Raw genomic sequence first — 22,895 nt, forward strand, 5'->3', positions numbered from 1 at the left:
AGCCGTCAGTCCGGCCAGGTCCCGGTGCGCAGCAGCGTCTCGATCGTCGCCGTGTACGGGGCGATCTCCAGGCCCTGGCCGGCCAACCACGCGTCCGAGTAGTACTTGTCGAGGTAGCGGTCTCCCGGGTCGCAGAGCAGCGTCACCACGCTCCCCTGCCGCCCTTCGGCCACCATCTCCGCGACGATCTTCAGCGCGCTCCACAGCCCGGTGCCGGTGGAGCCGCCCGCCTTGCGGCCGAGGACCCGCTCCAGGGCCCGTACGGCGGCGACGGCGGCCGCGTCGGGCACCTTCATCATCCGGTCGATGGCGCCCGGCAGGAAGCTCGGTTCCATCCGGGGCCGGCCGATGCCCTCGATACGGGAACCGCTGTCGCAGGTGACGTCCGGATCGCCGGTGGTCCAGCCCTCGAAGAAGCAGGAGTTCTCCGGGTCGGCGACACAGACGCGGGTGTCGTACTGCAGGTAGTGGACATAGCGCGCGAGGGTCGCCGAGGTGCCGCCGGTGCCGGCCGTGGCGACGATCCACTCGGGCACCGGGAACGGCTCCGACTCCAGCTGGCGGAAGATGGATTCGGCGATGTTGTTGTTCCCCCGCCAGTCCGTGGCCCGTTCGGCGTAGGTGAACTGGTCCATGTAGTGGCCGCCGGTCTCCGCCGCGAGGGCGGACGACGCCTCGTACATCGTGCGGGGGTCGTCCACGAAGTGGCACCGGCCGCCGTGGAACTCGATGAGGCGGCACTTCTCGGCGCTCGTCGTGCGCGGCATGACGGCGATGAAGGGCACGCCGATCAGCTTCGCGAAGTAGGCCTCCGACACGGCGGTCGAACCGCTGGACGCCTCGATCACCGGGCGGCCCGGACGGATCCAGCCGTTGCACAGCCCGTAGAGGAAGAGGGAGCGGGCCAGCCGGTGCTTCAGACTGCCGGTCGGGTGCGTCGACTCGTCCTTGAGGTAAAGGTGGACGTTCCACCGCTCGGGCAGCGGAAAGCGCAGCAGATGGGTGTCGGCCGACCGGTTGGCGTCGGCCTGCACCCTGCGCACGGCCTCTTTCAGCCAGTCGCGGTAGCCGGGGTCACTGTGGTCCGCATCGAGGGTGACACCGCTCGGGGGCTGTTGGAGGGTACTCACGGCAGGGCTCCTTACGCTGAGCGCCGGCGGCGTCCCACGCGGCCGACGCACCGATCATATGCACCTCGGAACCGCCCCTCACCTGCATAAACACCTCTTTGAGCGGCCCAAAGGAAACCCTGGGACCACGGGCCCCGGCCCTCCGCCCGGGGGCGCCCGGGGCGCGGCGGTGGGGGCGCATTCGCACGAGTGCTTCGAGCGCCGCGGGGAACGGGGGCACGTGCACTGGTGCTCGGCGGCGGGGGCGGGCAGACTGCACCGGCGGAGCAGGGTCCCGGACGGGGGCACACTGGATCTGGACATGAGCCGGCCCGCGGAACACGGTCCGGCACACCGACGCGCACAAGGGGGCAGGTGGCATGGCCGAGCCGGAGTTCACGGCCAGGGGCGTGCGGATCGGCAGGCGGCTGCGGTCGCTCACCCGGGCCGGGCAGGTCCGGATCAGCGACGGCAGGCTCGAGTTGCTCACCAGCCACGGAACCGAGATCGACAGCGCGCCGGTGCAGGCCGTACGCGCCTCCCGTCCCTGGTTCGCGCCCGAGGACCGGGCCCTGGCCGATCTCAACGGCCATCGGTACCTGCTGACGCTGGGTGAGCACGACCCGGCGCCGGGCGAGCCGGGACCGCCCGCGGCCCGCCGCTTCATCGAAGCCGTGCGCCGGGCGTCGGGCCACGGCGCCTGAGATGCCCGTGAGTTGCGTCACTTCCGGCCCTGCGTCACGCTGTTGTCACGTCACTCTGGGTTTACCGGCGATAACGCTGCGAACCAGCCCGCCGGCCACGACAGCAGGCGGCCATGCCAGGCGGGCACCCTGCTGGATCCGTACTCCGTGTTCTTCCGGACGTCCGTCCGGACCTGACACCGGGGAGTCGCAGCTGTGATCACTCACCCAAGCAGACACTGCACGGTGGAGCTCCAGGCTCTGCCCGCGCGGATCGGCCAGGTCCGCAGAATCGTATCTGCGCAATTGCGCTACTGGCATATGGACATGTTGATAGACCGGGCCTCGCTCGGTGTGACGGAGTTGTTGTCCAACGTCCACCGGCACGCCCAGCCCGACAAGACCTGCACGGTCGAGCTGGAGGTGCTGCTCGACCGGCTCAAGGTCTCGGTGCGCGACCACGACCCGCGGTTGCCGGCCGTGACGAACGCCGGCCCGCTCGCCACCTGCGGGCGGGGGCTGGCCATGGTGGCCGCGATGAGCGAGAGCTGGGGTGCGGTGCCGGACGGCGACTCGGGCAAGGTCGTGTGGTTCACGCTGCCGACGCCGTCCGCGACTCCCGTCGCGGACTGGGACCGGTGTCCGAGGATCGAGGCCGTCGAGCCCGCCGTGCACCGGTTCGCGGAGGTCGCGCTCGTCGAGCACGCCGTCGAGGGCCCCCGGGCCGAACCGGAACCCGCCCGGTCCGCCGTTCCCGGCTGACCGGGCGGTGGCTCCGAGGGAGGACGGCGGCGCCCGTCCCCCTCCCCCCGCCGGGCCCGCCGGGTTCAGGTGGAGGGCTGGTCGCTGTCCTTCAGCGCGCCCCAGCCGTGCCAGCGGTCGACCTCGATCCAGGCGCTGACCCGGGACCGGACCCGGTCCGGGTACGGGTTGCCGGTGTAGTGCCGGGAGAGCCGGTCGATGTCGGCCAGGCCCTCGTCGTCCTTCAGCTCGACGACGCGGCCGATGAGGGTGACATGGGTGTACCAGTTCTCCTCGTCCAGCACGGTGAGGGTGACGCGCGGATCGCGGCGCAGGTGCTTCAGGCGCACCCTGCCCTCGTCCAGGCTGATCAGCGCGCGGCCGTCCTCCCACACGTACCAGGTGGGCGTGGAGACGGGTGTGCCGTCGGAGCGGAGGGTGGCCATGACGCAGGGGTTGGGGCGGCGCAGCAGGTCGTCGGCCTCGGAAGGCAGCGGGGGCTTGGACACTACGGACTCCTCGGTGGATCGTCGAACGGTTCCCCGGGACGCTTCGTACCGGGTGCTCAGGTGGTGGGCTCGTCGTGACCGGCGAAACTGGCGTAGTAGGCGGCGGCCATGTCCTGGTCGCCGTGGCCCTGGGCCGCGGCGCGTTCCAGGCGCTCGGCGCCGGCCGCGGCCACGTCCAGGCGTACACCGTGCTGTTCGCCGGCCCGGACGATCAGACGGGCGTCCTTGGCCGCGGTGGTCACGGCGAACTGGGCCGGGGTCAGCGGCCCGTCCAGGATCAGCCCCGCCTTGGCCCGCAGATAACCCATGTCGAGCGGGCCGCCCGCGATGAGGTCGAAGAAGCCTCCGGGGTCGACGTCCAGCGCCTCGGCCAGGGCGAGGGTCTCCCCCACGGCGGAGGTGACCGCGAGGACCCAGCTGTTGGCCACGAGTTTGAGCCGGGTCGCGCTGCCGGCCGCCCCGTCCTCGCCGGTCCACACGGTGCGGGCGCCGACGGCGTCGAAGACCGGGGCCACCGTGCTCCTGCCCTCTGCCGGTCCGGCGGCGATCACGGTCAGCTGTCCGGCCTCGGCGGGCTGCCGGGTGCCCAGCACGGGGGCGTCGTAGAAGAGCAGCCCGTGCTCGCGCGCGAAGCCGGCCAGCTCGGCGACGCCCTCGAGACCGGCGGTGGTGGACTGCGCCCAGACGGTGCCGCGCCGCAGGGCGGGGACGGCCAGCCGCATCGTCTCCAGCGTGGCGGGACCGTCGTACAGCATGGTCAGGACGACATCGGCGGACTCGACCGCCTCGGCGGGGGTGCCGGCCACGTGCGCGCCGTCGGCGGCGAGCGGCTCGGCCTTGGCGCGGGTGCGGTTCCAGACGCGGACGGCGTGACCGGCCCGGGCGAGGTTGCGGGCCATCGCGGCACCCATGATGCCGGTGCCCAGGACGGTCACGGTGAGCTGGTCGGTCATGACTTCGGCTTTCTGCGGGTCGGGGCGGTCGCCCCGGGTGCGGTGGGCAGTGCTGCGCCGATCACGTTTCGTGGATCATTGTGCGGTGTCCGGTGGTGGTTCCGCCTGTCGGCCCGGGCATCCGCCTGCCCGCAGGCCGGACCGTCATGCCGGGGTGCGAGCTACGCCAGGGCCCCCAGCGGATCGTCGAGGACCGGCTGCCAGGCCAGTTCGGCGGCGCCGACCAGGCTGTTGTGGTCCAGGGCGCAGGCCAGGATCGGGACGCCGCCGCTGCGGCCCCACAGGCTGCGGTCGGCGACGACGGCGCGCAGCCGGTCCGGGGCTGCGTCCAGGAGGGTGCCGTGCAGGCCGCCGAGGATGATCCGGTCCGGGTTGAGGATGTTCACCAGGCCGGCGAGGCCCAGCCCCAGACGGTCGACGAGGGTGGCGACGGCGGCGCGGACGGCCAGGTCGTCAAAGTGCTCGCGGATCAGCGTGTCGGCCTGTTTGAGGAGGGACACCTCGGGACCGGGTTCGCGTCCGGCCGCGGTGAGGAAGGCAAGCGGGTCGGCCTCCGCGTCCAGGCAGCCCCGGCTGCCGCAGTAGCAGGGGCGGCCACCGGGGTTGACGGCGAGGTGGCCGACCTCCAGGGCGAGACCGGAACTGCCGGTGTGCAGACGGCCGTCGAGCACCAGCGCGCCGCCGACGCCCCGGTGGCCGGTGGCCACGCACAGCAGGTCGCGCGAGCCGCGCCCGGCACCGTGCCGGTGCTCGGCGAGGGCGACGAGGTTGACGTCGTTCGCCGCGAAGGCGGGCCCGTCGACGCCGGCGGCGCGCACCTGCTCGGCGAAGATCTCCCGCACCGGGGCCCCCGTGGGCCAGGCCAGGCGCAGCGGGCCGAACGCCAGCCCCTCGGGTTCGGCCACCGCGGACGGCACGGAGAGTCCCGCTCCGACACACCGGCGTCCTGTCTCGCGGAGCAGTTCGGCGCCGGCCGCAACGACGGAGCCGAGCACCTTCGCCGGGTCGGCGTCGATGACCTCGCTGCCGGGCGCGGTGGCGACGATCCGGCCGCCGAGGCCGACGAGGGCGGCCCGGAACCCGTCGGCGTGCACCTGCGCGGCCAGTGCCACCGGTCCGTCCTCGGCGATCGAGAGCCGGTGCGAGGGCCGGCCCTGCGAACCGGCGGCCGCCCCGGGCCGGGCGTCCACCCGGATCAGGCCGAGTGCCTCCAGTTCGGCGGCGACGGCGCCGGCGGTCGCCCGCGTCACACCCAGTTCCGTGGTGAGCACCGCGCGGGTCGGGGCACGTCCGGTGTGCACGAGCTCCAACGCGGGCCCGAGCGCTCCGCGTCCCCGGTCCAGCCGCGTCCTCGAGGTGGTTCCTTCCCCCGCCGGCCGGGGGTCCGCCTTCCCGCTCATGAGGGCGAGTCTCCCATGATCCGAAACGGCGGCGGGCCACCGGCCGCCGCACCGGAGCGGGAGGCCCGGCCGCCCGGCACGGCCCGAGCCGGGACTCCGGGCTCCGCTAGCCTGGTCGCACGATGAACGACCGTATGACGACTGCGTGGGGCGCGCCGGTGCTGACCCGCTTCCCCGAGGACCCCCGCGACAGGCTGCGCGCCTGGGACGCCTCCGACGAGTACCTCCTCGGACATCTGGACCGGGAGCCGATCCCGCTGGACGGCACGGTCGTGGTCGTCGGGGACCGCTGGGGGGCGCTGGTCACGGCGCTCGCCGCGCACCGGCCGACGCAGATCACCGACTCCTGGCTGGGGCAGCAGGCGACCCGCGCGAACCTGGCACGTGCCGGTGTCGAGCCGGGCGCCGTCCGGCTGCTCACCACGCAGGACCCGCCGCCGGCCCGGATCGACGTGCTGCTGGTGCGGGTGCCGAAGAGTCTGGCGCTGCTGGAGGACCAGTTGCTGCGGCTGGCTCCCGCGGTGCACGAGGACACGGTCGTCGTCGGAACCGGCATGGTGAGGGAGATCCACACCTCGACGCTGAACCTCTTCGAGCGGATCATCGGCCCCACCCGGACCTCCCTCGCCGAGAAGAAGGCGCGGCTCGTCTTCTGCACCCCGGACCCGACTCTGGTCCGGCCCCCCAGCCCCTGGCCGTACAGCTACGCGCTGCCCGAGGGCGTCGGCGCGGTCTCGGGCCGGACCGTCGTCAACCACGCGGGGGTCTTCTGCGCCGACCGGCTCGACATCGGCACCCGGTTCCTCCTGAGGCACCTGCCGACCGGGCGGACGGGACTGCGGGTGGTGGACCTCGGGTGCGGCAACGGTGTCGTCGGTACGGCGGTGGCGCTGGCCGACCCGCGGGCCGAGGTGCTCTTCGTCGACGAGTCGTTCCAGGCGGTGGCGTCCGCGGAGGCCACGTACCGGGCCAACGGCGTACCGGGGCGTGCCGAGTTCCGGGTCGGCGACGGTCTGGCGGGGGTGCCGGACGACAGCGTCGACCTGGTGCTCAACAACCCGCCGTTCCACTCCCACCAGGCGACCAGCGAGGCGACGGCCTGGCGCATGTTCACCGGCGCGAGGCGCACCCTGCGCCCCGGTGGTGAGCTGTGGGTGGTCGGCAACCGCCATCTGGGTTACCACGTGAAGCTGCGACGGCTCTTCGGGAACAGCGAAGTGGTGGCGAGCGACCCGAAGTTCGTCGTCCTGAAGTCCGTGAAGCGGTAGCGGCGCGGCACCGCGACGCCCTTGGCGGTCCGCCTCAGTGGGGGGCGAGCGCCGTGATGAGGTCCGCCACCGCGCGGGTCATCGCCTCCCGGCCCACGGTCAGATAGCCGCGGGTGTCGACCGCTGCGGGGTGGGCGCGGAGCAGGGTGAGGGCCGTGGTCGCGAACCGCGTCTGCACGACGGAGCGTTCGTCCGCGTAGTCGAGTACGACGGTCTCGTCCGCCGACGCCGTCACGGCGGTGTCCGGGTCGGCGGTGAGCGCGGTGGTGCGGGTGCCGCCCCTCAACCGGTCGAGCAGGTCCAGGACTTCGGTGGTGGTGCCGGAGCGGGTGAGGGCGACGACGTGGTCGTAGGCGCGTCCGTGCGGGAACTCCGAGGCGGCGAAGGCGTCCGTCTCGCCCTGACCCGCTCCCTCGCGCAGGGCCGCCACCGCCTGCGCCATGAAGTACGAGGTGCCGCAGCCGACGACCGCGACCCGCTCCCCCGGCGCCGGGAGGGCCCGGGCGTGCTCGGCCGCCTGCGTCGCGGCCCGGGTCCAGCACTCGGGCTGACTCGTCAGTTCGTCCTCGGCATGCGTCATGTCCGCCCCACCCGTGCCGGTGATGGTCGCTGCACCACAGAGCGGGGTTTCAAGCACCATCAAGCATGCGGACGGAGATCGGCGGGTGCGGCGGCGCCCGTCCGCCGGGCAGGCGCCAGGGCAGCCGGAGGCCGCGAGACGGCAGGTGGCGGCAGGACGGGAGGGCGGACGTCGCGGGACGCCCGCCGGCAGGCGCTGCTCGAACTGCTCGTCGAGCGGGGCCGGCTGGACGTGGACGAGGCCGCCGCCGAGCCGGAGGTGTCGGCCGCGACGATCCGCCGGGACTTCGACGGCCTCGCCGGGCAGCAGATGTTGGTGCGTACCCGGGCGGGGCGGTGGCGCACGGGGTGTCGTACGAGTTGCCGCTGCGATGCAGGACCGCTCGCCGCGCCTCCGGGAAGCAGCGGATCGCCGGGGCGGTGGCGGGACTCCTCGCGCCGGACGAGGCGGCCGGGCCGACCGGCGGCCCCACCACCACGGAGGTGGCGCGCGCCGGCGGTACGCGGTGATCTCGCGTCCGGGTCGCCCGCGCCGACGGTGGTGACCGACGCGCTCGACATCGCCGACGAGCTCGCCGTGCGCCCGCAGTTCGAGATCGTGGTGACCGGCGGTGTGGCGCGGGCCCAGTCGTACGAGCCGGTCGGGCCGCTCGCGGACGGGGTGCTGGGGCAGGTCACGCTCGACGTGGCGGTGCCCGGCGTCGTCGCCTTCGACGTCGTACACGGTCCGGCGGCGCACGACGAGGCGGAGGCTGCGGTCGACCGGCTGCTGTGCGAGCGGGCCGAGCGGGTGATCGTGGCGGCCGATTCCAGCAAACCGGGCCGGCGGGCGTTCGCCCGGATCTGTCCGGCCGAGTCGGTGGACGCCCCGGTCACGGACGCGGCGGCCTCCCCGGAGGCGGTGCGCCGGTTCGAGGAGGCGGGCTGCGCGTCCTCGTGGCGTGAACCGCCCACCGCGAGCCCGTCCGGCCGGGCCTGCCTAAGCTGGCAGTCGGGGCGGCACGTACCGGCAGGTCAGGGAGGCTGCGATGGACGGGGCGGCGAGGGAGTGGGGAACATCCGGCGGACAGCGGTACGCACCGATCTCCGATCACGGCCTGATCGGAGATCTGCGCAGCGTGGCGCTGGTGACGACCAACGGCACCATCGACTGGTACTGCTGCCCGGACTTCGACGCGCCCAGTGTCTTCGCCGCGATCCTGGACGCCGAGCGCGGGGGCTGTTTCGAGCTGGCGGCGGCCGTGCCGGCGCACGCCAAGCAGTTCTACTTCCCCGACACCAATGTCCTGATCACCAGGTTCTTCACCGAGGACGGCGTGGGTGAGGTGCAGGACTTCATGCCGGTCACCGGGAAGCCGGAGCCGACCGAGGAGAACCGGCACCGGCTGATCCGGCGGGTGCTGTGCGTGCGCGGGTCCCTCCCGTTCCGGATGCGGGCGGCGCCGCGGTTCGAGTACGGCGCCCGGCCGCACACCCTGCGGCTGGTCGGCGACCTTGCGGTGTTCGAGTCCGAGGCGCTGTCCCTCGCCCTCACCTCGACCGTCCCGCTGGAGGCCGACGGCCCGGACGCGCGGGCCGACTTCAAACTGGCGGAGGGCGAGACCGCGGTGTTCGCCCTGGACCGGGTCGGCGGCGAGGTGGCTCCCCGCCACTGCGCGCACCGGGACGCGGAGGAGCAGTTCGGCACGACGGTGCGGTACTGGCGGCACTGGCTGTCCTCCTCCCGCTACCGCGGCCGGTGGCGGGAGATGGTGCACCGCTCCGCCCTCACCCTGAAGCTGCTCACCTACGCGCCGACCGGGGCGATCGTGGCGGCGCCCACGACGAGCCTGCCGGAGGAGCTCGGCGGGGAGCGCAACTGGGACTACCGGTACGTGTGGATGCGGGACGCTGCCTTCTGCGTGTACGCGCTGCTGCGGCTGGGCTTCTCCGAGGAGGCCAGGGCGTTCATGGGGTTCGTGTCCCGGCACGTCAGCCCCGGCGCCGGGCGCCCCTCCGGCCCGTTGCAGATCATGTACGGCATCGACGGCCGCACCGACCTGGCCGAGCGCGAACTCGGCCATCTGGAGGGGTACCGGGGTTCGGCGCCGGTGCGGGTCGGCAACGCGGCGGCCGAGCAGTTGCAGCTCGACATCTACGGGGCGCTGGTCGACTCCTTCTACCTGTACGACAAGTGGGCCGAGCCGATCTCCAGCGAGCAGTGGGAGCATGTGTGCGCGCTGGTGGACTGGGTGTGCGCGCACTGGGACCAGCCCGACGAGGGCATCTGGGAGACGCGCGGCGGGCGCAGGAACTTCCTGTACTCACGGCTGATGTGCTGGGTGGCGATCGAGCGGGCCGTCCGCATGGCCAACCGGCGCGGTCTGCCCGCCGATCTCCCCCGCTGGCAGACGAGCCGCGACACCATCTACCGGCGGATCATGAGCCACGGCTGGTCCGAGGCGCGCCGGGCCTTCGTGCAGCACGAGGACGGGGACGTGCTCGACGCGGCGGTGCTGATGATGCCGCTGACGAAGTTCATCGCGCCGACCGACCCCAAGTGGCTGTCCACGCTCGACTCCCTCACCGAGGACCTGGTGTCGGACTCGCTGGTCTACCGGTACGACCCGGAAGCGAGCCCGGACGGCCTGCGCGGCGACGAGGGCACGTTCTCCATCTGCTCGTTCTGGTACGTCGAGGCGCTGACCCGGGCCGGGCGGCTCGACGAGGCCTCCCTCGCCTTCGAGAAGATGCTGACGTACGCCAACCACCTGGGCCTGTACGCCGAGGAGATCAGCCACACCGGGGCGCAGCAGGGCAACTTCCCGCAGGCGTTCACGCACCTCTCGCTGATCAGTGCCGCGTTCAACCTGGACCGCGCCCTGGGCTGAGCCTCAGCGCCCGTGGCCCGCGCCCTCACCGGGCGCGGGCGACGCGGGCGCGTTTTTCCCGTCGTGCGCCGGTGCGGGTGCGCTGTCCGCGACGACCGGGTCCAGCACCCGGCCGACGCCGTAGGCCGTGCCGAAGGTCGCGGCCAGGGCTACGGCGAACGCGGTGATCTTCACTCCGGTACGCATGGTCACCCCTCCTCGGAATCCGCTCGGATTCCTCTCGGAACCGGACGCCGACCCGGGCGCGGGGCGGTGTCCACACACCTCACCATACCCCTGGGGGGTACGTGCTCACATCCGGGGGACCCTTGAATCCGCATACCTCCCGGGGGTATACCTGGAATCGGGAGGGATACCCCCGGCCCGTATACTGCAACCGGCGGCCGGGCACGTCCAGGCCGGCCCTCGTCACCAGGAGCGCCCATGACCGTCCGTACAGCCGGCACCGAGAGCGAGGCCGGGGCCCAGGAAGAGGTGGAGCTGGTCATCGGCGGGATGACCTGCGCCTCCTGCGCCGCGCGGGTCGAGAAGAAACTCAACCGGATGGACGGGGTCACCGCCACGGTCAACTACGCCACCGAGAAGGCCCGGGTGTCGCACGACGGCGCGGTCACCGTCCAGGACCTGATCGCCACCGTCGAGGCCACCGGGTACACGGCGCGGGAGCCCGCGCCGCCCGCGCGCGGGAACGGCCCCGCCGCCTCCGGCTCCGCCGATTCCACCGACTCCCCCGACGAGCTCCGGTCGCTGCGGGAGCGGTTGGTCACGGCCGTGGTGCTGTCGGTGCCCGTCATCGCGATGGCGATGATCCCTGCCCTGCAGTTCGAGTACTGGCAGTGGCTGTCCCTGACGCTGGCGGCGCCGGTCGTGACGTACGCGGCGTGGCCCTTCCACCGGGCGGCGTTCACCAACGCGCGGCACGGTGCGGCCACCATGGACACGTTGGTCTCGGTCGGCACCTCGGCGGCGTTCCTGTGGTCGGTGTGGGCGCTCTTCTTCGGCACCGCCGGCATCCCGGGCATGACCCATCCCTTCGAACTGACCATCGCCCGTTCGGACGGCGCCGGGAACATCTATCTGGAGGCCGCCGCGGGTGTCACCGCGTTCATCCTGGCCGGGCGGTACTTCGAGGCGCGTGCCAAGCGGAAGGCGGGCGCGGCGCTGCGGGCGCTGATGGAACTGGGCGCGAAGGACGTCACCGTGCTCCGGCCCGACGGGCGCGAGGAGACGGTGCCTGTCGAGGAGTTGGCGGTCGGCGACCGTTTCCTGGTACGCCCCGGCGAGAAGATCGCGACCGACGGGACAGTCGTCGAGGGGACTTCGGCACTGGACGTCTCCATGCTCACCGGGGAGTCCGTGCCGGTGGAGGTGGCCTCCGGGGACGCGGTCACCGGGGCCACGCTCAACGCGGGCGGGCGCCTGGTCGTGGAGGCCACCCGCATCGGCTCCGACACCCAGCTCGCCCGGATGGCGAAGATGGTGGAGGACGCGCAGAACGGGAAGGCCGCCGCGCAGCGGCTCGCGGACCGGATCTCCGCGGTCTTCGTACCGGTCGTGATCGCGCTGGCCCTGGGCACGCTGGGCTTCTGGCTGGGCAACGGCGCCGGGCTGACCGCCGCGTTCACCGCCGCCGTGGCCGTACTGATCATCGCCTGCCCGTGCGCCCTCGGCCTCGCCACGCCGACCGCGCTGATGGTCGGCACCGGGCGCGGCGCGCAGCTCGGCATCCTCATCAAGGGCCCGGAGGTCCTGGAGACCACCCGCCGCGTCGACACCGTGGTGCTCGACAAGACCGGCACGGTCACCACCGGCCGGATGACCCTGCTCGCCGTGCACCCGGCCGAGGGCACCGACGAGGCCGACGTGCTGAGGCTGGCAGGCGCCCTGGAGCACTCCTCCGAGCACCCGATCGCCCGTGCCGTCGCCGACGGCGCCCTGGAGAAGCTGGGCACGCTGCCCTCCCCCGAGGACTTCGGCAACGTGCCCGGACTCGGCGTCCAGGGTGTCGTGGAGGGCCGTGCGGTGCTCGTCGGCCGGGAGCAGCTGCTGGCGCAGTGGGAACTGAAGCTGCCGGCCGAGCTGTCGCGGGCCCTGGAGAAGGCCCAGGCGGCCGGGCGCACCGCCGTCACGGTGGCCTGGGACGGCGAGGCGCGCGCGGTGCTGGAGATCGCCGACGCGGTGAAGGAGACCAGCCCCGAGGCGGTGCGCCGGCTGCGTGCGCTCGGCCTCAGGCCCGTCCTGCTGACCGGTGACAACGAGGCGGTGGCACGGACCGTCGCCCGCGAGGTCGGGATCGCGCCGGAGGACGTGATCGCCGAGGTGCTGCCGCAGGACAAGGTGGACGTCGTCAAGCGCCTCCAGGCGGAAGGCCGCTCGGTCGCGATGGTCGGCGACGGGGTCAACGACGCGGCCGCACTGGCCCAGGCCGACCTCGGACTGGCCATGGGCACCGGCACGGACGCGGCCATCGAGGCCGGCGACCTGACCCTCGTCCGGGGCGACCTGCGGGCGGCGGCGGACGCGATCCGGCTGGCCCGCCGTACTCTCGGCACGATCCGGTCCAACCTGTTCTGGGCCTTCGCCTACAACGTCGCCGCGCTGCCGCTCGCCGCGGCCGGCCTGCTCAACCCGATGATCGCGGGGGCGGCGATGGCCTTCTCCTCGGTCTTCGTCGTCGGCAACTCCCTCCGCCTGCGCACCTTCCGGGCGGCCTGACCGGCGGCGGTCACCCGGACGGGGGTGACCGCCGGACTGCGGCGGGGGCGCGGGGACGCACCGGGTGGACCACGCGTACCGTGGACACCTGGTGATTCCCGGTCCACGGTGCGGGTGCGCCCAGCGGGCCCCGGACACGCGGACCCCCCACACAACGCCACCGCGGGAGAGACGAATGAGCGAGCCGACCACCACCGACCAGGGCGGTGCCCGTCCGCTCACCGCGCCCGCCCGGCCCGCCGACGGAATCCGCCGGGTGGCGTCCGCCGTCCTCGGCGATCTCAGGGCCGTGGACGGCGCCCTGTACGCGGCGGTGGCGGCCACTCCCACCCCCACCCTCGACCGGGCCCTGCGCCACCTCTCGCACGCGGCCGACCATTCGAAGATCTCGTTCGCCATCGCCGGCGCCCTCGCCCTGGGCGGGTCGCAGCAGCGCCGGGCCGCGCTCGTCGGCGTGGGGGCCATAGCCGTGGCGTCGGCGTCGGCCAATCTGCTCGGCAAGCGTCTGGTGCGCAGGGACCGGCCGGACCGGGAGGCGGCCCGGGTGACCGTGGACCGGCACGTCCCGATGCCCACCTCGGCCTCCTTCCCCTCCGGGCACACCGCGTCGGCGGTCGCCTTCGCCACCGCCGTCGGTACGGTCCTGCCCGCGGCCTCCGCCCCGCTCGGCGCGCTGGCCGGCGCGGTGGGCTACTCACGCGTCCACACGGGCGTGCACTATCCGGGAGACGTCGTCGCCGGCGCGGTACTCGGCATCGTGAGCGCGGCCACCGCCCTCGCCCTGGCGTCAGCCCGCCTCCCCGCCTCGTACGGGAACAGAAGGCCGCGCCCGCCCCGGGCCCGCTGACCGCTGACCGCTGACCGCTGACCGGGGAAGATGAACACCGTCTTCCGCCGCTCCCGGGACAGCATGCCTAGAGCCGCGTCCCGCCCTTCGGGCGGACCTCCCCGGCCCGCCCGAGGGCCTGCCGCAGAGGCCGTCCGACGAACCGGTAGCGGCGTTCCGGCCGTCCCGCGACCCCGTACCGCAGCGAGACCTCAGCCGCGCCGACGGTGTGGAAGTGCTCCAGGTAGCGGCGGGCGCTGACCCTGGAGACGCCGGTGAGGGCGGCGCACTCGGTGGCCGACAGCGTGCCGTCGGCCTCCCGCAGGGTGCGCTCGACCAGTTCGGCGGTCTCCACACTCATGCCCTTGGGCAGCACCGGAGCCGCGTACGTCACGACCGGCGCCGCCGCTCCGGCCAGCACCCGGTCCACGTCGGCCTGGCCGCGTACGACCGTGTCCAGCAGCCGACCGCGCTGGACGGCGTACCGCTCCAGCCTGGCCCGCAGGTCATCGAACTCGAACGGCTTGAGCAGATAGTCGACGACCCCGTGCCGGACCGCCCCGCGCACCGTCTCCGCCTCCCGTGCGGCGCTGATGACCATCACGTCGCAGTCGTGTCCCGCGCTGCGCAGCCGGGGAATCACCTCGAGGCCGAACAGGTCCGGCAGATACAGGTCGAGCAGCACCAGGTCGGGCCGGAGTTCGTCCACCGCGGCCACGGCCTGCTCACCGGTGCTGGCGACGCCGACCACCCGGAACGCCTCGATGCGGTCGACGAAGGCACGGTGCACACGGGCCACCATGAAGTCGTCGTCGACCACGAGCACGTCGATCGCGTCGGCGCGTGCGGGCCCGGCGTGCTCCTCGTGCGTACTGGTCATCGGCCGGCTCCTTCCGCCACCGCGTCGGCGAGGTGGCTCACGGTCATGCGGGCGGTGAACATCGCTCCGTCCGGGGTGTTGGTCATCGAGATCTCACCGCCGTGACGTTCGCAGACGAGACGGGTGAGCGCCAGGCCGATACCGCGCTCGCCCTCCTGAGCGGCCTTGGTGGTGAAGCCGTGCGAGAAGACCTCGCGGGCCAGTTCGGGGGCGACTCCGGGGCCGGAGTCACGGACGACGATCTCCACACTGTTGGCGTCCTGGCGCAGTTCGACCTCGACCCAGGCGGCGTGCCCGCCCTCGCCGTCAGGGCCCCCGGCCCCCGGCTCGGCACCGGGATCTCCCACGGTGGCCGCCGCGTCCACGGCGTTGTCCACGAGGTTGCCCACGACCGTCGCCACGTCGGCGGCATCCTCGGGGGCCAGCCGGTCGAGGGCGCTGTTGTCGGAGATGCGCAGGGTCACCCTGCGTTCCGCGGCGAGGGAGGCCTTCGCCGTCAGCAGGGCGGCGACGGCGGTGTCCCGCACCCGCCGGCTGAGCGTGACGTCGAGGGACTGGCGGCGCCGGCTCAGGGCACGGATGTAACGCACGACTTCGTCCTGCTCGCCGATCTGGATGAGTCCGGAGATCGTGTGCAATTGGTTGGCGAACTCGTGCGCCTGGGCGCGCAGCAACTCGGAGGAGCTGCGAAAGGACCCGATCTCCCTTTCCAGACGGGCGAGTTCGGTGCGGTCGCGCAGGGTGGTGACCGAACCGAGGAGACGCCCCTCCTTGGTGACGGTCATCCGGTTCATCACCAGCACCCGGCCGTGCCGCACGACGACCTCGTCACGCCGGCGACCGGGCTCGTGCCGCGACGGGTCCCCGGCCCGGTCCTGCGTTCCGGCGAGGACGTCCCGCAGCCGTCCGCCGATGCCGAGGGAGTCCAGGCTCTGGCCGACGCAGTCCTCGGGCAGGGCGAGCAGACGGCGCCCCACCTCGTTGACGAGGGTGAGCCGGTGCTGTGGATCCAGTGCGACCACGCCCTCGGCGATGCCGTACAGCATGGCCTCGCGGTGTTCGGCGAGCCCCGCGATCTCGCGCGGCTCGAGGCCGAGGCTCTGCCGCTTCACCCGCCGTGCGAGCAGCCAGGAGCCGGCCACTCCCAGCCCGCTGGCGGTGCCCAGATAGGCGAGCAGATAGGAGGAGGCGCCGCTGAGCCGCTGCCACACCGTCGGGTCGGCCACGCCGATCATCACCGTGCCGAGGTGGCGCCCGAGGTTGTGCCGGTCCGCCCCGAGGACCGGCACCTGCGCGACCCGTTCACGGCTGCCGTCGAACGTCATGGGTCCCGACCAGCCGCGCCCGCGTACCGCGCCGTCGCCCGGTGGCAGCCGCTCACCGATCACCGTGGGGTTCGTGGAGGCGACGATCCGGCCGTCCGGGCCGGCCACGGTCACCGAAGTGACCCCGGACTGCGTCTGGGTGGAGTTCACCAGCGCGGCGAGAGCCTCGCCGGGCACCGGCCGCGTCAGCCGGCTGCGCACCAGCGGGTTGGCGGCCAGCTGTTCGGCGAGAGCGCCGACCCGGCGACCCTCGACCCGGTTGAACGTCGCCTCCGACTGCGCCAGGGAGACCGCGGCGACCGCCAGCAGGACCATCACGACGATGGCGAGCTGGAGCACCAGCATCTCGCCCGCGAGGGTCTGACGGCGGAAGGTGACGGCCACGACGTACTCAATCTCTCCTGCCGACGGGCTCTCCGGCCGGCGATGCCCTCCGGCGGGCACGACGCGGTGCGACGCGGGTGACGGGCTGCCCCATCATGGCGTCCACCTGCGCCGGGCGAAAGACACGTGCCCATCCGAACTTGTCCGCGGTGCCCCGAGAATGCCGCGACCCGGTCGCCCGGGGCCCGCCCCGGACGTGCGGCGGGCCGCTGACGCAATGACCAGAACCTCCGTTGGTTCCGCAAGCGGGACAGCCCGTCGGCACACGTGCACCATGTGGCGCACGCCGCCCTCCCCCACAGGGCGTCGCGTGACCTCCGGACGACCGACCGACAGGTGGTGGCATTCGTGCGCCTGCGCACCCCCCTCGCCCTGCTCGGGGCCGCCGTGCTGGTACTCGTGGGTCCGCCGCTGCTCACGACCGGCAGCGGCACCGAGACCGGCACACAGATCCCGGGCCTGCGCTTCATGGTTCCCAACACGCCCGGCGGCGGCTACGACATCACGGCCCGTACGGCCGCGAAGAACGCCGAGGACGCCGGGCTCACCCACAACATCGAGGTGTTCAACCTGCCCGGCGCCGGCGGCACCGTCGGCCTCAGCAGGCTGGTGAGCGAACACGGCAACGGCAAGCTCGCCATGTCGATGGGCCTCGGTGTCGTAGGCGCCGTCCGGTCCAACGACGCGCCGAAGACCCTCGGCGACACCACCCCGATCGCCCGGCTCACCGAGGAGCAGGACGTCGTCGTGGTCGCCAAGGACTCCCCGTACAAGACGATCGACGACCTGATCGGCGCCTGGAGGGACAACCCCGGCAAGCTCCCGGTGGGCGGCGGTTCCTCCCCCGGCGGACCCGACCATCTCGCGCCGATGCTGATGGCGCGGGCCGCCGGGATCGCCCCGAAGCAGGTCAACTACATCCCCTTCGACGGTGGCGGCGAGCTGCTCGCCTCGATCCTCGGCAACAAGGTCGGGTTCGGCGTGTCCGGCGTCGGTGAGTATCTCGACCAGATCAAGGCGGGTGAGCTGCGTCTGCTCGCGGTCACCGGACCGGAGCGGGTCACCGGACTCGACGCGCCCACACTGCGGGAGGCGGGCTACGACGTGAGCTTCACCAACTGGCGCGGCCTCGTCGCCCCGCCCGGACTGACCGACGCCGAGCGCGACAAACTCGTGGCACTGGCCGAGGAGTTGCACGATTCGGACGAATGGCGCACATCCATGAAGCAGAACGGCTGGGACGACGCCTTCCTGACGGGCGAGGAGTTCGGTGACTTCCTGGAGGCCGAGGACAAGCGCGTGGTGTCCGTCCTGAAGGAGCTCGGACTGTGACCACACCGACCACCGACCTGCCCCCCGAGCCCGCCACCGAACGGCGTTCCTGGCTGCGCGACCACTCGGAACTCGGCGTCTGTGCCCTGCTGTTGGCGCTCGGCCTCCTCGTCCTCGCCGATACCCTCACCATGGACGTCGACATCACCCAGCGCGGCCCCGTCGGACCGAGGACGGTACCGGTCGTGGTCGGCGTCGGCCTGCTGCTCATCGCCGGCCTGCTCGCGGTCGACGTGCTGCGCGGCGGCCGGGGTCAGGCCGAGGCCGGTGAGGACGTCGACCTGTCCGAACCCGCCGACTGGCGCACGGTGCTGCTGCTCGCCGGGGTGTTCCTCGGCTCGGCCGTCCTCATCGAACCGCTCGGCTTCCCGGTCGCGGGCGCACTGCTCTTCTGGGGCGCGGCCTTCGCCCTCGGCAGCCGCAGATTCGACCGCGATCCGCTGATCGCGGCGGTCGTCTCCCTCGTCGCCTACACCGTGTTCAACAACCTGCTCGGAGTACCGCTGCCCGGTGGTCCGCTGATGGGAGTGCTGTGACGTGAACGCCCTCAACTCCCTTCTGGACGGCTTCGGTACGGCCCTGACCCCGATCAACCTGCTGTGGGCCGCGATCGGTGTGCTGCTGGGCACCGCGATCGGCGTACTGCCCGGTATCGGCCCGGCGATGGCGGTGGCGCTGCTGCTGCCGGTGACGTACGGACTCGACCCGATCGCGGCGTTCATCATGTTCGCGGGGATCTACTACGGCGCGATGTTCGGCGGTTCGACGACCTCGATCCTGCTGAACACACCGGGGGAGAGCGCTGCCGTGGTCGCGGCCATGGAGGGCAACCCCATGGCCAAGTCCGGTCGTGGCGCGCAGGCGCTGGCCGCCGCTGCGATCGGTCACTTCACGGGTGGCATGGTCGGTACGGTCCTGCTGGTCGCGCTGGCGCCGGCGGTCGCCGAACTCGCCGTGGACATCGGCGCGCCGGACTACTTCGCCATCATGGTGCTGGCGTTCATCGCCGTGACGTCGGTGCTGGGTTCGTCGCGGATCCGGGGCCTGGCCTCGCTGCTGATCGGCCTGACGATCGGTCTGGTGGGGCTGGACCAGATGACCGGCCAGCAGCGGCTGACCTTCGGTTCCCTCCAACTGGCCGACGGCGTCGATGTGGTGATCGTCGCGGTGGGCCTGTTCGCCATCGGCGAGGCGCTGTGGGTCGCCGCGCATCTGCGGCGCAGGCCGCCCGAGCCGATTCCGGTGGGCCGGCCGTGGCTGGGCCGCGGTGACGTGCGGCGCACGTGGAAGTCCTGGATGCGCGGCCCGTTCATCGGCTTCCCCTTCGGGGCGATTCCGGCGGGCGGCGCGGAGATCCCGACGTTCCTGTCGTACGTCACGGAGAAGCGGCTGTCCAAGCACCAGGACGAGTGGGGCAAGGGTGCCATCGAGGGCGTGGCGGGACCGGAGTCTGCGGCGTCGGCCTCGGCGGCGGGCACGCTGGTGTCCATGCTGACGCTCGGCCTGCCGACCACGGCCGTCGCGGCGGTGATGCTGGCCGCCTTCCAGCAGTACGGCATCCAGCCGGGCCCCCTGCTCTTCGAACGCGAGCCCGAGCTGGTGTGGGGCTTGATCGCCTCCCTGTTCGTCGGCATGGTGCTGCTGCTCGCCCTCAACCTCCCACTGGCACCGGTGTGGGCGAGGCTGCTGCGCATCCCGCGACCGTACCTGTACGCCGGGATCCTGTTCTTCGCCGCGATCGGCGCGTACGCGGTCGGTGGCGAGGTGATCGACCTGGTGATTCTGCTGATCATCGGTCTGATCGGCTTCGGGATGCGGCGGTACGGCCTGCCGGTGCTGCCCGCCATCATCGCCGTCATCCTCGGCCCGGCCGCCGAGCAGCAGCTCCGCCGCGCGCTGCAGATCAGCGACGGCAGCGTCCGGGGCCTGGTCAACACGCCCTTCTCGGTGACCGTGTACGCGGTCACCGTGCTGCTGCTGGCCTGGCCGCTGCTGAGGAGGACGGTGCTCCGCAGGCGCGTCGAGTCCTGATCCGCTCGTGGTGTTCTCCGCCCCATGGGTGTGACGCACAAGGTGCGTCACACCCATGGAGCGCCTTGACATCGCGACACCGCCGCGCGCACTTCCCTCCACCGCCCTCCCTTGACGCGCCACTGACAAGAGTGGCTTGATGTCCTCATGGGAGCGCTCCCACCTCCTCCAGGGAAGGGAACACCATGCGCGTCACCGACCGCTTACCGCTACGGGCCCTGCTCGTACTGACCGCCCTGCTCCTCCTGCTCGCCTTCGGCACCCCGGCCCACGCGGCCCCCACCGGCTTCCGCGTCGAGAACGGCCGGCTGCTGGAGGCCTCCGGGAACGACTTCGTGATGCGCGGCGTCAACCACGCCCACACCTGGTACACGGATCGGATCAGCTCTCTCGCGCACATCAAGGCCAGGGGCGCCAACACCGTGCGCGTGGTTCTCTCCAGCGGCGACCGCTGGACCGCCAACGACACCGCCGACGTGGCCGACGTCGTCGCGCAGTGCAAGCGGAACCGGCTGATCTGCGTCCTCGAGGTGCACGACACCACGGGTTACGGCGAGCAGAGCGGAGCGGTGACGCTCTCCCGCGCCGCCGACTACTGGATCGGTGTGCGGAGCGCGCTGACGGGCCAGGAGGACCACGTCATCGTCAACATCGGCAACGAACCCCACGGCAACACCGGCTACGCGAACTGGACGGCCGACACCAAGGCCGCGATCCGGAAGCTGCGCGACGCCGGGTTCGACCACACGCTGATGGTCGACGCCCCCAACTGGGGCCAGGACTGGGCGTTCACCATGCGTGACAACGCCGCCTCGGTGTTCGCCGCCGACCCGGACGCCAACACAGTGTTCTCCATCCACATGTACGGCGTCTTCGACACCGCGGCCGAGATCAGCGACTACCTGGGCCGTTTCGTCGCCGCCCGGCTGCCTCTCGTCGTGGGCGAGTTCGGGCACGACCACTCCGACGGCGACCCCGACGAGGACACCATCCTGGCCGCCACCCGGCAGCTCGGGATCGGCTACCTCGGCTGGTCCTGGAGCGGCAACGGCGGCGGGGTCGAGTACCTGGACATGGTCGCGAACTTCGACCCGGACCGGCTGACCGGCTGGGGTGAGCGTCTCTTCGACGGCGCCGACGGAATCGCGGCCACCTCCGAGGAGGCCGCGATCTACTCCTCCGGCCCGGGCGGTGACACCACGGCCCCGACCACCCCCGGCACCCCGGCCGTCTCCTCGGTCACCTCGTCGTCCGCCACGCTCTCCTGGACTGCGTCCACCGACGCGAACGGAGTGACGGGCTACGACGTCGTCCGGATCGACGGCGGCGGCGAGACGGTGGTCACCACCACCGCCGGCACCTCCGCGACTCTCACCGGTCTCTCCCCCGCCACCTCCTACGCCTTCGCCGTGTACGCCCGCGACGCGGCCGGCAACCGCTCACAGCGGTCCGCCCCGGTGACGGTCACCACGCCCTCCGGCGGGAGCCAGGGCGCCTGCGAGATCCGGTATCGGGTGACGAACGAATGGCCCGGCGGCTTCCAGGGCGAGGTCACGGTCCGCAACACCGGCAGCTCTGCTATCAACGGCTGGATGCTGAACTGGGCCTTCTCCGGCGCCCAGCGCATCACCAACATGTGGGGCGGCACCCCGGCCCAGACCGGTTCCGAGGTCAGTGTCGCCTCGGCCCCCTACACAGCGGCGATCCCCGCGGCCGGCTCCGTCACCCTCGGCTTCACGGCCACCACGACGGACCGTGATCCGAGTCCCTCGGCATTCACCCTCAACGGGTCCGCCTGCTCCGTGGCCTGACGGACGCGCTGCCCGGAAGGGTGCCTTCTCTCCCCCTTCCGGGCAGCGGATCCACGTCGGCGGCCGTCCGTGGCGGGCGGTCCGTCCGGGTCAGACCAGATGGGCGAAGACCACCAGATTCTCGGTGTAGTCCTTGGCCACCCGGTCGTAGGCTCCGGAGCAGGTGATGAGCCGGACCTGGGCGTCGTCCGCATCGGCGTAGACCCGATCGTCGGGGAAGTTCTTCTTGGCGAACGACTCCGCGTGGTCGATCACGAACGTCGCGTCCCGCCCGTCGGCCCGCTCCACCTTGAACCGGTCGCCCTTCTCGAGTTCGGAGAGCCGGGCGAACACGGCCGGCGAGGTCTTCGTGTCCACGTGCCCGGCGATGATCGCCGTCCCGCGCTCCCCCGGCGACACGCCGTCGGCGAACCAGCCGACCAGGTTGGTGTCGTCCGCCGGCGGTGCGTCGAGCTGGCCCGAGGCTCCGAGGGCGAGATCGGTGAAGGGCGCGTCGACGTCGATGTCGGGAATGCGGATCCGGGTCGGGGCCGACCGTGGCAGCTCCTTGGTCGGCGGCGCGGTCGTGGCGGAACCGGAGGCCGAAGGCGACGCAGAAGGGGACGCCGAGGGGAATGTCACGGCGGAGGCCGCGGGAGGAGAGTGCGGGCCGCGGGCGTCGGCGGGGGGCTCCTTCCCGCCACCGATCAGGCTCACCGCAAGCACCAGGGCCGCCGCACCCCAGAAGACCGCCGTCATGAGGGCGCGCAGTCTCCGCCTCGCCGGAGTCGGATCGGTGGGGTCGGGGAAAAGGGGGCGGGCTGCCATCGGGGTACCACCTCATTCGGACACGGCAGCGAACACGGCATACGCAAGGGCGAGCCGGGACCGCCGTACACGCGACGCGCGTACGGCGGTCCCGACTTCTATGACGTCAGGCATGGCTCAGGCCACGCTTCCGGAGGCCTTCTTGCGCTTCAGCGCGTAGGCACCGGCACCGAGAGCCGCCAGGGCGGCCAGGCCGCTGCCCGAGACACCCGGGTCCGCGAGGCCGCCACCGCCGGCGTGCACCCCGCCGTGCGGCTTCTCCTTGTAGCCGCCCTCGTCCTCCTTGTAGCCGCCCTCGTCCTTGTAGCCGCCCTCGTCCTTCTTGTAGCCGCCCTCGTCCTTGTAGCCGCCCTCGTCGTGCTTGCCGCTCCAGTCGTCCCCGTTCACGGCCGCGAGAGCCCCACCACCGGTGTGCACTCCGCCGTGCGGCTTCTTCTTGTACTCGTCGTCCTTGTCGTTCTTGTACTCGTCGCCCTTGTCGCCCCTGCAGTCGCCCTTCTCGTCCTTGTACTCGTCGCTCTTCTCGTCCTTGCAGTCGCCCTCGTCCTCGTAGTCCCCCTCGTCCTCCTTGTCCTCGTAGCCGCCCTCGTCGTGCTTGCCGCTCCAGTCGTCCCCGTTCACGGCCGCGAGAGCCCCACCACCGGTGTGCACTCCGCCGTGCGGCTTCTTCTT

At 72.4% G+C, this 22,895-nt stretch carries 19 protein-coding genes and 2 pseudogenes; 11 read left to right on the forward strand and 10 right to left on the reverse strand.

The window, feature by feature from the left end:
• Positions 1-5: 5 nt before the first annotated feature.
• Positions 6-1,130 (reverse strand): L-cysteine desulfhydrase Cds1, encoded by a 1,125-nt coding sequence (locus ACWEQO_RS21065; RefSeq protein ID WP_361457784.1) that lies wholly within the window; start codon positions 1,128-1,130, stop codon positions 6-8.
• A 359-nt stretch (positions 1,131-1,489) separates the two neighbouring features.
• Between ACWEQO_RS21065 and ACWEQO_RS21070 the strand changes: the two genes are divergently transcribed.
• Positions 1,490-1,813, forward strand: a complete 324-nt coding sequence (locus tag ACWEQO_RS21070) for a hypothetical protein (protein ID WP_361457787.1) — start codon at positions 1,490-1,492, stop codon at positions 1,811-1,813.
• 225 nt (positions 1,814-2,038) lie between these two features.
• On the forward strand, positions 2,039-2,554 hold the full coding sequence (locus tag ACWEQO_RS21075; RefSeq protein WP_361457790.1) for an ATP-binding protein: 516 nt from the start codon (positions 2,039-2,041) through the stop codon (positions 2,552-2,554).
• 65 nt (positions 2,555-2,619) lie between these two features.
• Here ACWEQO_RS21075 and ACWEQO_RS21080 read toward each other — a convergent pair whose 3' ends face one another.
• From ACWEQO_RS21080 to ACWEQO_RS21090, 3 genes are all read right to left on the reverse strand, one after another.
• Positions 2,620-3,042, reverse strand: a complete 423-nt coding sequence (locus ACWEQO_RS21080) for a PPOX class F420-dependent oxidoreductase (protein ID WP_361457793.1) — start codon at positions 3,040-3,042, stop codon at positions 2,620-2,622.
• Between the two features lie 56 nt (positions 3,043-3,098).
• Positions 3,099-3,995, reverse strand: a complete 897-nt coding sequence (locus tag ACWEQO_RS21085; RefSeq protein ID WP_452984797.1) for an NAD(P)-dependent oxidoreductase — start codon at positions 3,993-3,995, stop codon at positions 3,099-3,101.
• A 161-nt stretch (positions 3,996-4,156) separates the two neighbouring features.
• On the reverse strand, positions 4,157-5,395 hold the full coding sequence (locus ACWEQO_RS21090; RefSeq protein WP_361457799.1) for an ROK family protein: 1,239 nt from the start codon (positions 5,393-5,395) through the stop codon (positions 4,157-4,159).
• Between the two features lie 134 nt (positions 5,396-5,529).
• On the opposite strand from ACWEQO_RS21090, the gene ACWEQO_RS21095 reads away from it, so the two are divergent.
• Positions 5,530-6,663, forward strand: coding sequence for a methyltransferase (locus tag ACWEQO_RS21095; RefSeq protein WP_361457801.1), 1,134 nt, complete (start codon positions 5,530-5,532; stop codon positions 6,661-6,663).
• A gap of 130 nt (positions 6,664-6,793) precedes the next feature.
• On the opposite strand, the pseudogene ACWEQO_RS21100 reads toward ACWEQO_RS21095, so the two are convergent.
• A pseudogene (locus ACWEQO_RS21100) lies at positions 6,794-7,243 on the reverse strand (SIS domain-containing protein); the annotation flags it as partial.
• A gap of 195 nt (positions 7,244-7,438) precedes the next feature.
• Here ACWEQO_RS21100 and ACWEQO_RS21105 point away from each other — a divergent pair.
• A pseudogene (locus tag ACWEQO_RS21105) lies at positions 7,439-8,167 on the forward strand (DeoR/GlpR family DNA-binding transcription regulator); the annotation flags it as partial.
• 103 nt (positions 8,168-8,270) lie between these two features.
• Positions 8,271-10,112 carry a glycoside hydrolase family 15 protein gene (locus ACWEQO_RS21110; protein ID WP_452984798.1) on the forward strand — a complete coding sequence of 614 codons (1,842 nt, stop codon included), beginning with the start codon at positions 8,271-8,273 and terminating at the stop codon, positions 10,110-10,112.
• Between the two features lie 3 nt (positions 10,113-10,115).
• Here the strand turns inward: ACWEQO_RS21110 and ACWEQO_RS21115 are convergent, their stop codons facing one another.
• A complete protein-coding gene (locus ACWEQO_RS21115) occupies positions 10,116-10,298 on the reverse strand; it encodes a hypothetical protein (RefSeq protein ID WP_361457870.1) in 183 nt (60 codons plus the stop codon).
• 237 nt (positions 10,299-10,535) lie between these two features.
• On the opposite strand from ACWEQO_RS21115, the gene ACWEQO_RS21120 reads away from it, so the two are divergent.
• Both ACWEQO_RS21120 and ACWEQO_RS21125 read left to right on the forward strand, forming a co-directional pair.
• Positions 10,536-12,827, forward strand: coding sequence for a heavy metal translocating P-type ATPase (locus ACWEQO_RS21120; protein ID WP_452984799.1), 2,292 nt, complete (start codon positions 10,536-10,538; stop codon positions 12,825-12,827).
• Between the two features lie 175 nt (positions 12,828-13,002).
• Positions 13,003-13,674 carry a phosphatase PAP2 family protein gene (locus tag ACWEQO_RS21125; protein ID WP_361457810.1) on the forward strand — a complete coding sequence of 224 codons (672 nt, stop codon included), beginning with the start codon at positions 13,003-13,005 and terminating at the stop codon, positions 13,672-13,674.
• A gap of 67 nt (positions 13,675-13,741) precedes the next feature.
• Here the strand turns inward: ACWEQO_RS21125 and ACWEQO_RS21130 are convergent, their stop codons facing one another.
• Both ACWEQO_RS21130 and ACWEQO_RS21135 read right to left on the reverse strand, forming a co-directional pair.
• Complete coding sequence (locus tag ACWEQO_RS21130) at positions 13,742-14,533, reverse strand: response regulator (protein ID WP_452984800.1); 792 nt, start codon at positions 14,531-14,533, stop codon at positions 13,742-13,744.
• Positions 14,530-16,242: an ATP-binding protein gene (locus ACWEQO_RS21135; protein ID WP_452984801.1), complete on the reverse strand. Its 1,713-nt coding sequence runs from the start codon at positions 16,240-16,242 to the stop codon at positions 14,530-14,532. Before ACWEQO_RS21135 ends, ACWEQO_RS21130 begins: the two co-directional genes overlap by 4 nt.
• 348 nt (positions 16,243-16,590) lie before the next feature.
• Between ACWEQO_RS21135 and ACWEQO_RS21140 the strand changes: the two genes are divergently transcribed.
• From ACWEQO_RS21140 to ACWEQO_RS21155, 4 genes are all read left to right on the forward strand, one after another.
• Entirely contained in the window at positions 16,591-17,574 is a 984-nt protein-coding gene (locus ACWEQO_RS21140; protein ID WP_361457864.1) for a Bug family tripartite tricarboxylate transporter substrate binding protein, read from the forward strand.
• Positions 17,571-18,110 carry a tripartite tricarboxylate transporter TctB family protein gene (locus ACWEQO_RS21145; protein WP_452984802.1) on the forward strand — a complete coding sequence of 180 codons (540 nt, stop codon included), beginning with the start codon at positions 17,571-17,573 and terminating at the stop codon, positions 18,108-18,110. The genes ACWEQO_RS21140 and ACWEQO_RS21145 overlap by 4 nt, the downstream gene beginning before the upstream one ends.
• A gap of 1 nt (position 18,111) precedes the next feature.
• Positions 18,112-19,605: a tripartite tricarboxylate transporter permease gene (locus ACWEQO_RS21150; protein ID WP_452984803.1), complete on the forward strand. Its 1,494-nt coding sequence runs from the start codon at positions 18,112-18,114 to the stop codon at positions 19,603-19,605.
• A gap of 185 nt (positions 19,606-19,790) precedes the next feature.
• Positions 19,791-21,416, forward strand: a complete 1,626-nt coding sequence (locus tag ACWEQO_RS21155) for a cellulase family glycosylhydrolase (RefSeq protein ID WP_452984804.1) — start codon at positions 19,791-19,793, stop codon at positions 21,414-21,416.
• Between the two features lie 90 nt (positions 21,417-21,506).
• On the opposite strand, the gene ACWEQO_RS21160 is transcribed toward ACWEQO_RS21155, so the two are convergent.
• Positions 21,507-22,223, reverse strand: a complete 717-nt coding sequence (locus ACWEQO_RS21160) for a class F sortase (protein ID WP_452984805.1) — start codon at positions 22,221-22,223, stop codon at positions 21,507-21,509.
• Between the two features lie 117 nt (positions 22,224-22,340).
• A partial coding sequence (locus ACWEQO_RS21165; RefSeq protein WP_452984806.1) for a hypothetical protein occupies positions 22,341-22,895 on the reverse strand: 555 nt, incomplete at its 5' end.

This window comes from Streptomyces sp. NPDC004051 (assembly GCF_053604275.1).

What these genes read in the sequence shown, in the direction of transcription:
- ACWEQO_RS21070 (WP_361457787.1), top strand. Translation starts at nt 1,490, where the DNA reads ATGGCCGAGCCGGAGTTCACGGCCAGGGGCGTGCGGATCGGCAGGCGG.
- ACWEQO_RS21085 (WP_452984797.1), bottom strand. Translation starts at nt 3,995, where the DNA reads ATGACCGACCAGCTCACCGTGACCGTCCTGGGCACCGGCATCATGGGT.
- ACWEQO_RS21090 (WP_361457799.1), bottom strand. Translation starts at nt 5,395, where the DNA reads ATGAGCGGGAAGGCGGACCCCCGGCCGGCGGGGGAAGGAACCACCTCG.
- ACWEQO_RS21095 (WP_361457801.1), top strand. Translation starts at nt 5,530, where the DNA reads ATGACGACTGCGTGGGGCGCGCCGGTGCTGACCCGCTTCCCCGAGGAC.
- ACWEQO_RS21110 (WP_452984798.1), top strand. Translation starts at nt 8,271, where the DNA reads ATGGACGGGGCGGCGAGGGAGTGGGGAACATCCGGCGGACAGCGGTAC.
- ACWEQO_RS21115 (WP_361457870.1), bottom strand. Translation starts at nt 10,298, where the DNA reads ATGCGTACCGGAGTGAAGATCACCGCGTTCGCCGTAGCCCTGGCCGCG.
- ACWEQO_RS21120 (WP_452984799.1), top strand. Translation starts at nt 10,536, where the DNA reads ATGACCGTCCGTACAGCCGGCACCGAGAGCGAGGCCGGGGCCCAGGAA.
- ACWEQO_RS21125 (WP_361457810.1), top strand. Translation starts at nt 13,003, where the DNA reads ATGAGCGAGCCGACCACCACCGACCAGGGCGGTGCCCGTCCGCTCACC.
- ACWEQO_RS21130 (WP_452984800.1), bottom strand. Translation starts at nt 14,533, where the DNA reads ATGACCAGTACGCACGAGGAGCACGCCGGGCCCGCACGCGCCGACGCG.
- ACWEQO_RS21155 (WP_452984804.1), top strand. Translation starts at nt 19,791, where the DNA reads ATGCGCGTCACCGACCGCTTACCGCTACGGGCCCTGCTCGTACTGACC.
- ACWEQO_RS21160 (WP_452984805.1), bottom strand. Translation starts at nt 22,223, where the DNA reads ATGGCAGCCCGCCCCCTTTTCCCCGACCCCACCGATCCGACTCCGGCG.